Consider the following 2,022-nt stretch of genomic DNA (forward strand, 5'->3'; position numbering starts at 1 on the left):
GGCACTTTTGGGGGCTTGCCCCGCGTTGGGGGCCGCATTTCCGGCAGGGGCCGTTGCGGCGGCCGTTTTGGCTGTTGCGGTTCCTTCGGCTGCCTTGGGCATGCTTTGCGCGGATTCGGCAGAGGCCGTTTTTGCGACAGGCGCGTCTTGAGATCCGCTTTTTGCGGTTCCGGAAACAGGCTTTGCCCCGCTTTTAGCGGTGGTCTGTTTGCTTTTGGCGGCCGATGCCTTGGCGGTTGCGGGCTTGGAGTCGACAGCAGAAGACGCGGCTTTTTTTTCGGTCTTGGCGACGGTTTTTTTTACGCTTTTTTCCTCGGCCTCGGATTTGCTTCCGGCGGCGGACTTGCTCTTTGCGGCGGTTTTTGGGGCGCTTTTGGCCTTTGTGGCGGTTTTTTCCACCGCTTTGGGGGCTGCGCCTTTCACCGCAGATGCCTCTTCGGCTGATTCAGGCTTTGTGTCCGTGCTTTTGGAAGCGGCAACAGATTTGAGGGCCGCGCTTTTGCCTGCCTTGGGCTTACTGGCTTTGGGGGCGGGCGTATCGGCAGAAAGGGAAGAACTGGAGGAAATCTTGGAAGCGGGAGAGGATCGAGATGAAGTTTTTTCCGCCTGTCCGGCCGTGGCTTCGGCAGCCGTGGCACTTTTTCCGCGGGCAGAAACGCGGGTTTTGGGTTTGGATGTCTTCTGGCCTGATTCGCCTGAATTTGGGGTCTCTGTCACTGGGGTTTCTTGGTCTTTGGTCATGAACGTCCTTTCAATGCGGGGCGGTTTGCCACCGCGAAAAATTTCAGCAGCATGTTGCTATTCATAAGGAATTCACCGCAGCAGCACCGCTTGGCGCGCTTGTGCGGCAGACATGCTGGTCCGCTTTTCAGAGAGTACGTTTTTTTAAAAAATATGCAAGCTCCCCATAAGGGTAGAGTTATTTATAACTTTGTGAATATATTTAAGATTACTTGTATTTTCGTTTTTATCCAGCCGTGCGCACTTTTGTTTCATATCGCGATACACAGCAAAAACGCCCGGTTTTTTTACAAACCGGGCGCGCATGTGTTTTTTGATAACAGCGGATATGGGGGCAGGCCCGCTAGTCTTCGTCCAGAACCTTGAGTTCCGCCGACAACTGGCCGGAATTATAACGCAGGAGCACGTAACCCCCCTGGGCCAGAGCGCCGGGATTGACCACGATGGTGCGGCCCACGCGGTCTACAGCCCTTGCTTCGTGGATATGGCCGCACAGGCAGATATCGGGCTGGGCTTCTTCAAGAAATTCGCGCACCGCCGTGGAGCCGACATGAATGCCGCCGGGGATGACGTCACAGGCGGTGTCTTTGGGCGGATTGTGGGACACAAGCACGCTGTGCGGATAGTTGCGCGCCTTTTGCCAGCAGGCTTCAAGCCATGCCGCAAAGGCGGACTCGGGAAATTCGCTGGGAGTGCCGAACGGCGTGAACGTGGAAGCGCCAACGCCAAAAATGGCGGTATCCGGCGTAAGTTCGCGCGTCTTGGTGTGAAGGTTCCAGCCCTTCTCGCTGAGCCACTGGTCCACCTCGGGGCGGTCCATATTGCCTATCTGAGCGAGAATCATCGGATTATGACTGCGCAGGGCGTCCATGACCATTTCAGCCTGTTGAACGCCGCCCGTGATGGTCAGGTCGCCGGTGACAATAATGCCGTCGGCCTGCGCCAGTTCGGGAATTTTGGCAAAGCGACCGGTTTCATCATGAATGTCGCCCACGGCGATCCAGAGGTAATCCTGAGCGTCAGAGCTTGGCATGGCGGTGCATCCTTTGTTACATTGGCACTGCTGTAATGCTGCCATACTTCATCATATAAGGAAAGGCCCGGCATGAGTGAAAAAAATACGGATCACGGCCCCCGAGAAAGCCGCGCAAGGTTACAGCCTGCCCAGCCGGAACCGGATGACCGCTTGTTGAAAGCGTGTCGCACCCGGCCCATAGCAGGGGCAGGGGCGCAGTCTGCGGTCTTGCCGGGCGTGGATCAGAGGCAAGATCCGGCTGTCGC

Annotated in this window: 1 protein-coding gene and 1 pseudogene; both read right to left on the bottom strand. The window is 56.8% G+C overall.

The window, feature by feature from the left end:
• Window positions 1-741, bottom strand: a pseudogene (locus V6C07_RS05945) (Rne/Rng family ribonuclease); the annotation flags it as partial.
• A 343-nt stretch (window positions 742-1,084) separates the two neighbouring features.
• Complete coding sequence (locus tag V6C07_RS05950; RefSeq protein ID WP_333535442.1) at window positions 1,085-1,774, bottom strand: metallophosphoesterase; 690 nt, start codon at window positions 1,772-1,774, stop codon at window positions 1,085-1,087.
• Between the last annotated feature and the right edge of the window lie 248 nt (window positions 1,775-2,022).

Origin of the sequence: Desulfovibrio sp. 1214_IL3152, from assembly GCF_036763055.1 — a bacterium.
Taxonomy (GTDB): Bacteria; Desulfobacterota; Desulfovibrionia; order Desulfovibrionales; family Desulfovibrionaceae; genus Desulfovibrio.

Bases quoted from the DNA above. Each gene is read 5' to 3' on its own strand.
- V6C07_RS05950 (WP_333535442.1), bottom strand. From the start codon at position 1,774: ATGCCAAGCTCTGACGCTCAGGATTACCTCTGGATCGCCGTGGGCGAC.